Genomic DNA, 7399 nt, shown 5'->3' with positions numbered 1-7399 from the left:
AAGGGTCGTTTTCTCTGGGCGCCTTCGCGCGGCACCGGGACGTCCACCTCAGATGCGTTGCGTGTCGCGGTGACGCTGCCTCAAGGTGGAGAATTCGCCTTTGTCTTGTTCACAGCGGCAGTCAGCAACAGCCTGCTGAACTATCAGACGGCAAACCTGCTGAACGCGATTGTCATTCTGACAATGCTGCTGACGCCTCTTGCCTGTCTCGGATTGGACCGATTGGCAGCCAGGATCAAGGCAAAGGGTGTCGAAAATCCCTCTATTGAAACCTTTGAGGAAGCCACACCGGCAGTCCTGGTGATCGGTTTCGGTCGGTTCGGTATGATGGTGGCGCAGATATTGACCTCTGAAGGCCATGAAATTACGGCGATCGACAATCGGCCGGACAGGATCGCTTACGCGCGAAAACAGGGATACAAGGTCTATTACGGCGATGCGACGCGCGCGGACGTGCTGGCAGCGGCAGGGGCTGGAAAGGCCGCTCTCGTGGCCATGTGCATCGAGAACGACAAGGTGATGGGAAAGGCGATTGATCTCGTCCGTGAAGGTTTCCCCGATGCCTTGATCTTCTGCCGTGCAACCGACCGTGCACATGTACTCGACCTCACAAAGCGGGGCGTGGATTTCCAGATCAGGGAAACCTTCGAATCGAGCGTTGTCTTCGGGCGCGCTGCCCTGGAAGCGCTTGGAACGCCGCTTGACCGTATTGACCAGATCGAGGAAGACGTCCGGCATCGCGACAAGGAGCGGCTGGCCTTGCAGTTGGAACAGGGCATGAATGCCGGCGCTGACCGATTGCATCAGATCACGCCGCGTACAAAAACGGCGGAAAACCAGAAAGATGCACCGGTTGAGTGAATCGTCTCATTAAAAAAGGCGCCGGTTGCGGCGCCTTTTAAAAGTTTCTTCGTCCAAATTCTTACGGCAAAGCATCAAAACCGGCTGAAAAGCCATTGAGGGAGATCGGAATTCCGATGCCTTCCTCAGGTGTCTGGAAAATGATGAACGTTGCCTGCGCACCGCCTTTCAGCTTGCTGAGCAGGTCATCTTCCAAAATCACTTCCGCGATGCAGCCATTTGGCAGGCATCGGACAAATCCGGCGCGGCCAATATCCGCATTGTCGACGCGAAGCCCAAGACCGGAAGGCAGCAGCACACCGAGGGGAGCCAGAACACGCAGGATGCGTGCTTGCTTGTCGGCGGTCTTGAGGATGATGACCGACAGTCCGACATTTTCCCGGTCGGCTGCGGTTACATTCTGAATAAGGGCGCATTGTTCGCCGGAAGCACCTGGAGGCGTGTCACAGCGCATTTGCCAGTCGCCATGGGCCGAGCGCACTTCACCTTGTGCCAAGCTGGGCAATGTGCCCTGTACAAGGGCTCCGAAGGCAATCCCGGCAAGGGCAGCGATTTTGGCAAAAGACAATTTGAAACGTCCAGTCCGGTGGGCAGTATGGGGCTGCGGCAATTGGGTTGACAAGAAAACCTCCGGTCAGTCGTCGTCCGATCCTGTCACAGCGTGTCCGGTATAGCATCGCGGCCCACTGAGCGAATCATGGTGTTATCCCGGCCAGACATTGCCGCATGACGGCGCGTGATTCCAGTCTGACAAAGCAAGGAGCCGTCGATTAATGGGGTTTTTTGACGAAAATCTGCCTGTCTTTGACTTTCATCAACCCGACAAAGTCTTCTCAGGGCTGTGAAAAGTTGGAAATTCCGTTGCAGCGTGGCGTGTCTTATGGTTTTTGTGCGGCATCAAGGTGTCAGATGGGTGATGCGGCACATCGCCGCTCTGCCCGATTGTAACCATCGCCCTGAACACGGGTTTGTGGTTATAGTCCGGCGAACTGATGGACCTGGTCAATACGCCAGGACGGCAGAATGGGCTTGCGATGTGGAGCTAAGCCCGGTACTGCCGCACCAGATTGGGCCGGATTTCGGATCCGGCATTTACGCATGTGCCGCTGGCTAGCGGCTGAGGGAAGGGAGCGCGGACGTGAAGGCAGTCTTCAAGCGTCTCATGACTATGGCCGGTATGGCGGCGACATTTGCTGGAGTGTCCACTGCGGCTCTGGCAGCCGAGTCCGGCATGAAAGAGTGGCAACTCGGGTTTCAGAATTCGATCACGGATGTGATGGATGACATCACCTGGTTCAACAGCTTCACGCTGATAATCATCACAGTCATAACCTTGTTCGTTCTGGCGTTGCTGATTGTCTGCATGGTCAAGTTCAGCTCCAAGTCCAATCCGGTGCCGTCCCGTACGTCACATAACACCATGATCGAAGTGGTCTGGACCATCGTCCCGATCCTGATCCTGGTGGTGATTGCGATTCCGTCTTTCCGTTTGCTCTACAAACAGCTGGACATTCCTGAATACCAGATGACGGTCAAGGCCATCGGATACCAATGGTACTGGGGCTACGAGTACACCGACGAAGGTATGGGCGACCTGTATTTCGATTCTTACATGGTCGGGGATGCCCTGAACCGGGAAAAAGATACGGCAGACCGGGAAGCATTCGCTCAAAAACGGGGCCTCACGATCAACGAAGTGCCGCGCTTGCTCGCCGTCGACAACGAACTGGTGATCCCGGTCAACACGACGGTTCGGCTGCAGGTTACCTCTGAAGACGTCATTCACGCGTTTGCAATGCCTTCCATGGGCGTCAAGATCGATGCGATCCCGGGCCGCCTGAACGAAACCTGGTTCCATTCACGGAACGAGGGCGTCTATTACGGCCAGTGTTCGGAGCTTTGTGGCGTGAATCATGCGTTCATGCCGATCGCGGTTCGGGTTGTTTCCGATGACCAGTACAAGACCTGGGCGGCAGCTGCACAGGAAGACCTGGACACTGCGAACCAACAGCTGATGGCTTCCATTGCCGCTGACAAGAAGGTCGCGGTCAAGGGTACGCTGGAAGATATTGCTGTCGCCGCGAAATAACGCGGCGACATGCCTTTTTGTTTGGCGATGCGCGCGATGACATGCAGCGCCGCTGAGAAAGATTAAAGAGGGAGCCCCAAATGGCTGCGACCGAAGCACATGCGGCACATGACCATCCCACAGGGTGGCGCCGGTGGGTCTATTCGACCAACCACAAAGACATCGGTTTGATGTATCTCTTCTTCGCGATCTTTGCAGGGATCGTCGGCGGCGCACTCAGCGTCGGTATCCGGCTGGAACTGCAGGAACCGGGGATGCAGATTTTTAACAATCCGCACATGTTCAACGTGTTCACCACGGCGCACGGCCTGATCATGATCTTCTTCATGGTGATGCCGGCCATGATCGGTGGTTACGCCAACTACTTCGTGCCGATCATGATCGGTGCGCCGGATATGGCGTTTCCGCGGATGAACAACATTTCGTTCTGGCTGTTGCCGCCGGCGTTCCTGCTTCTTCTTCTTTCCCTGTTCGTCGAAGGCCCTCCGGGTGGTAACGGCGTTGGTGGTGGCTGGACCGTCTATCCGCCTCTTTCAACCACCTATCAGCCCGGTCCGGCCATGGATCTGGCAATCCTGTCCCTGCATATCGCGGGTGCCTCTTCGATCCTTGGTGCGATCAACTTCATCACGACCATCTTCAACATGCGCGCGCCGGGTATGACCCTGCACAAGATGCCGCTGTTTGCCTGGTCCGTGCTGATCACCGCGTTCCTTCTGCTGCTGTCCCTGCCGGTTCTGGCCGGCGCGATCACCATGCTGCTGACAGACCGTAACTTCGGCACCACGTTCTTCGATCCTGCAGGTGGCGGTGACCCGATCCTGTTCCAGCATCTGTTCTGGTTCTTCGGCCATCCGGAAGTGTACATCCTGATCCTCCCGGGCTTCGGCATCATCAGCCACATCATTTCCACCTTTGCCCGCAAACCGATCTTCGGTTACCTCGGCATGGCCTACGCCATGGTTGCCATCGGCGTCGTCGGCTTCATCGTGTGGGCACACCACATGTACACGGTCGGCATGTCTGCCGAGACCCAGGCTTACTTCGTCGCCGCTACCATGGTGATTGCGGTTCCGACCGGCGTGAAGATCTTCTCCTGGATCGCGACCATGTGGGGCGGATCCATCGAGTTCAAGACACCCATGGTCTGGGCTATCGGTTTCATCTTCCTGTTCACCGTTGGTGGTGTGACGGGTGTGCAGCTGGCAAATGCCGGTCTCGACCGTGCCTTCCATGACACCTACTACGTTGTGGCTCACTTCCACTACGTTCTGTCTCTGGGCGCCGTGTTCGCGATTTTTGCCGCCTGGTACTACTGGTTCCCGAAAATGTTCGGCTACATGTACAACGAAACCATCGGCAAGGCCCATTTCTGGATTACCTTTATCGGTGTGAACCTGGTCTTCTTCCCTCAGCACTTCCTGGGTCTGAACGGCATGCCACGCCGCTACGCAGACTACCCGGATGCGCTGGCCGGCTGGAACTTCGTGTCTTCCATCGGGTCCTACATTTCCGCCTTCGCGGTTCTGGTGTTCCTCTTCGGTATCGTTGAGGCTTTCTCCAAGAAACGTGCAGTCGGCAACAACCCGTGGGGCGAAGGTGCAACGACCCTGGAGTGGACCTTGTCTTCTCCGCCACCGTTCCACCAGTTCGAGACCCTGCCGCGCATCAAGTAAGACGCGCGGTCGGAGGGAACACCTCCGAACCGACCTACGCACCGCGCCGGATACCGGCGCGGTGCCAACTTGAAAAACTGCCGGACGTAATTTGTCCCGACCGTCGACTTGAGGACGGCGGACTGCGGCAGATCAGAGAATTCGAAGGACGCGCCCATGTCGCTCGTAGAGCGCCAGGATACGATGAGCCAGGACAGCGCCGTTTGGAACGGCGGAATGGGATCAGTGAGCGACTATATGGCGCTCCTGAAGCCCCGTGTCATGTCGCTGGTCATCTTTACTGCATTTGTCGGTCTGATGCTGGCTCCCGGTTCGGTTCATCCGGTGCTCGGGCTGGTCGCAATCCTGTGCATTGCAATTGGAGCCGGAGCCTCTGGCGCACTGAACATGTGGTATGACGCCGACATCGACGAGGTCATGTCGCGCACCCGGAAACGACCGATCCCGGCCGGCAAGATCACTCGTGATGAAGCGCTTGCATTCGGCATGACCCTGTCGATCGGGTCCGTTGTTACCTTGGGTCTTCTGGTCAACTGGTTCGCCGGCGCGTTCCTGGCCTTTACCATCTTCTTCTACGTAATCGTCTACACGATGTGGCTGAAGCGTTCGACGCCGCAGAATATCGTCATTGGCGGCGCAGCCGGTGCTTTCCCTCCCATGGTTGGCTGGGCATCGGTGACAGGTTCCGTCAGCCTTGAGAGTTTCGTGCTCTTCCTGATTATCTTCATGTGGACCCCGCCCCATTTCTGGGCGCTTGCCTTGTTCAAGAGCGGTGACTACAGGGCCGCTGGCGTGCCGATGCTTCCGGTTGTTGCCGGAGAGACCAGCACACGGCACCACATTCTGACCTATTCCATCCTGCTTGCTCCGGTTGGTGTCGCGCCGTACTTTCTCGGGTTCGCCAGCCCGGTTTACGGCATTGCATCCGCGATCTTGGGGGCAGCATTCGTCGCACTGGCAGCAGATGTGTGGCGCAAGCGGGAAGGGGACGAGGCGCGCAAGGCCTGTGTACGCCTCTTCAAGTTTTCAATCTTCTATCTCTTCTTGCTGTTCGCCCTGCTTCTGGCCGAAAGCCTGATTGTGGGAGCGTAAGCAGATGGATCAGAAGGAAGAGGGCGTCAAGCTGACGCCGGAACAGGCAAAAAAACGCCGCTCCCGGTCTATCGCAATTGCGGTTGTGCTGGCAGCTCTTGTGGTGCTCTTTTATGTGGTTACCATCGTCAAGCTGGGGCCGGGCGTCGTAAACAGGCCACTTTGAGGAAAATCGCTTGAGCAACGAACGAAACGGACAGGGCATGGACAGCAGCAACCGTAAGGTAGCGATTGCCTGTGTCGGGCTGTTTGCCGTGATGGTCGGGGCAGCCTATGCCGCCGTACCGCTCTACGATCTTTTTTGCCGCGTGACCGGGTTTGGTGGCACGACGCAGGTCGCCGAGCGTGAAAGCGAGCTGGTTATCAATCGCATGATCACCGTGCGCTTTGACGGCAATGTCAATCACGCGTTGCCCTGGAAATTCAAACCTGCGCAAAGGTCTGTCACGCTCAAGATGGGTGAAACCGCTCAATTGGCGTATCTTGCGACCAACAACGGCAGCGATACGACGGTCGGAACGTCGACATTCAATGTGTCGCCACCAACAGCGGGTGCCTACTTCAACAAGCTGGACTGCTTCTGCTTTACAGAGCAGGCTTTGAAAGCTGGTGAAACCGTAGAAATGCCGGTCGTCTTCTTCGTCGATCCGGAAATGGACAAGGATCCTGAGCTGGAACATGTGAAGGAAATCACTTTGTCCTACACCTTCTTCCCGGTAGAACAACCGGAACGTCCTGTTGCAGTACGGGCAGAAGCGCCCGCTGCTGAAACGAATTTGTGAGTGATTGGCGCTTGATGCGCTTGAAAACGACTGTGTTTGGGGAGCTTGCCGATGGCTGAGGCACATACCAAAAACCACGACTACCACCTTGTGGAACCAAGTCCGTGGCCATTTATCGCGTCGATCGGCGCGTTTATCCTCGCAATCGGGGCTATTGCCTGGATGCGCTCCGCGGCTGGGGAGTCTTTCGAACTCTTCGGTATGGAACTGGCTACAACGAGCTGGATGCTCTTTGCGGTTGGCCTGCTGATCGTTCTTTACGTGATGTTCGGCTGGTGGAGTGACACCATCAAGGAATCGCGCGAAGGCCACCATACGCGCGTTGTTTCCCTGCACCTGCGTTATGGCATGCTGCTGTTCATCGCCTCCGAGGTGATGTTCTTCGTCGCATGGTTCTGGGCGTATTTCGATGCTGCCCTGTTTGCAGGCGAAGCCATTCAATTCAGCCGCGTCGAGGCAACAGGCGGTCACTGGCCGCCCGATGGCATCGCAACCTTTGATCCGTGGCACCTGCCTCTGCTCAACACGCTGATCCTGCTTTGTTCCGGCACGACAGTGACCTGGGCGCACCACGCATTGCTTCATGACGACCGCGAAGGTCTGAAATGGGGACTGACGCTGACCGTAATTCTCGGCGTGCTTTTCACCATTTGCCAGGTTTACGAATACATGCATGCGGCCTTCTCGTTCGGCGGCAATATCTATGGTGCGACCTTCTTCATGGCGACTGGTTTTCACGGTTTCCACGTGATCGTCGGAACCATCTTCCTGTTTGTCTGCCTGCTGCGCGCGCTTGCCGGCCAGTTCAGCGTTCAAAAGCACTTCGGCTTTGAGGCTGCTGCCTGGTACTGGCACTTCGTCGACGTTGTCTGGCTGTTCCTGTTCGTCGCTATTTACAT

8 protein-coding genes are annotated in these 7399 nt (G+C 56.8%); 7 read left to right on the top strand and 1 reads right to left on the bottom strand.

Annotation, left to right across the window (positions count from 1 at the left end; all coding sequences use genetic code 11):
- Positions 1-861: NAD-binding protein (locus K5905_RS22815; RefSeq protein WP_297588151.1), on the top strand; the 861-nt coding region annotated here is incomplete at its 5' end.
- A gap of 61 nt (positions 862-922) precedes the next feature.
- On the opposite strand, the gene K5905_RS22810 is transcribed toward K5905_RS22815, so the two are convergent.
- A complete protein-coding gene (locus K5905_RS22810; protein WP_297588155.1) occupies positions 923-1414 on the bottom strand; it encodes an invasion associated locus B family protein in 492 nt (163 codons plus the stop codon).
- Between the two features lie 609 nt (positions 1415-2023).
- Between K5905_RS22810 and coxB the strand changes: the two genes are divergently transcribed.
- The 6 genes from coxB to K5905_RS22780 all read left to right on the top strand — a co-directional run.
- Positions 2024-2950, top strand: a complete 927-nt coding sequence (coxB, locus tag K5905_RS22805; protein ID WP_297588153.1) for a cytochrome c oxidase subunit II — start codon at positions 2024-2026, stop codon at positions 2948-2950.
- A gap of 80 nt (positions 2951-3030) precedes the next feature.
- Positions 3031-4626 (top strand): cytochrome c oxidase subunit I, encoded by a 1596-nt coding sequence (gene ctaD / locus K5905_RS22800; RefSeq protein ID WP_297588149.1) that lies wholly within the window; start codon positions 3031-3033, stop codon positions 4624-4626.
- A 156-nt stretch (positions 4627-4782) separates the two neighbouring features.
- Positions 4783-5718, top strand: coding sequence for a heme o synthase (locus K5905_RS22795; RefSeq protein ID WP_297588146.1), 936 nt, complete (start codon positions 4783-4785; stop codon positions 5716-5718).
- A 4-nt stretch (positions 5719-5722) separates the two neighbouring features.
- On the top strand, positions 5723-5884 hold the full coding sequence (locus K5905_RS22790) for a hypothetical protein (protein WP_297588144.1): 162 nt from the start codon (positions 5723-5725) through the stop codon (positions 5882-5884).
- Positions 5885-5894: 10 nt separating this feature from the next.
- The gene (locus K5905_RS22785) at positions 5895-6500 is read left to right on the top strand and encodes a cytochrome c oxidase assembly protein (RefSeq protein ID WP_297588141.1); all 606 of its coding nucleotides are present in this window, start codon (positions 5895-5897) and stop codon (positions 6498-6500) included.
- Between the two features lie 51 nt (positions 6501-6551).
- Positions 6552-7399, top strand: an 848-nt coding sequence (locus K5905_RS22780; RefSeq protein WP_297588138.1) for a cytochrome c oxidase subunit 3, incomplete at its 3' end; no start/stop codon positions are given.

The sequence above is a fragment of the Roseibium sp. genome, from assembly GCF_025698965.1.
Lineage (GTDB): Bacteria > Pseudomonadota > Alphaproteobacteria > Rhizobiales > Stappiaceae > Roseibium.
The sequence above is the reverse complement of the archived record's forward strand: the minus strand, read 5'-3'. Positions and strand labels throughout refer to the sequence as shown.

Excerpts from the sequence above, each read along its gene's own strand:
- coxB (WP_297588153.1), top strand. The coding sequence starts at position 2,024 with ATGACTATGGCCGGTATGGCGGCGACATTTGCTGGAGTGTCCACTGCG.
- K5905_RS22790 (WP_297588144.1), top strand. The coding sequence starts at position 5,723 with ATGGATCAGAAGGAAGAGGGCGTCAAGCTGACGCCGGAACAGGCAAAA.
- ctaD (WP_297588149.1), top strand. The coding sequence starts at position 3,031 with ATGGCTGCGACCGAAGCACATGCGGCACATGACCATCCCACAGGGTGG.
- K5905_RS22795 (WP_297588146.1), top strand. The coding sequence starts at position 4,783 with ATGTCGCTCGTAGAGCGCCAGGATACGATGAGCCAGGACAGCGCCGTT.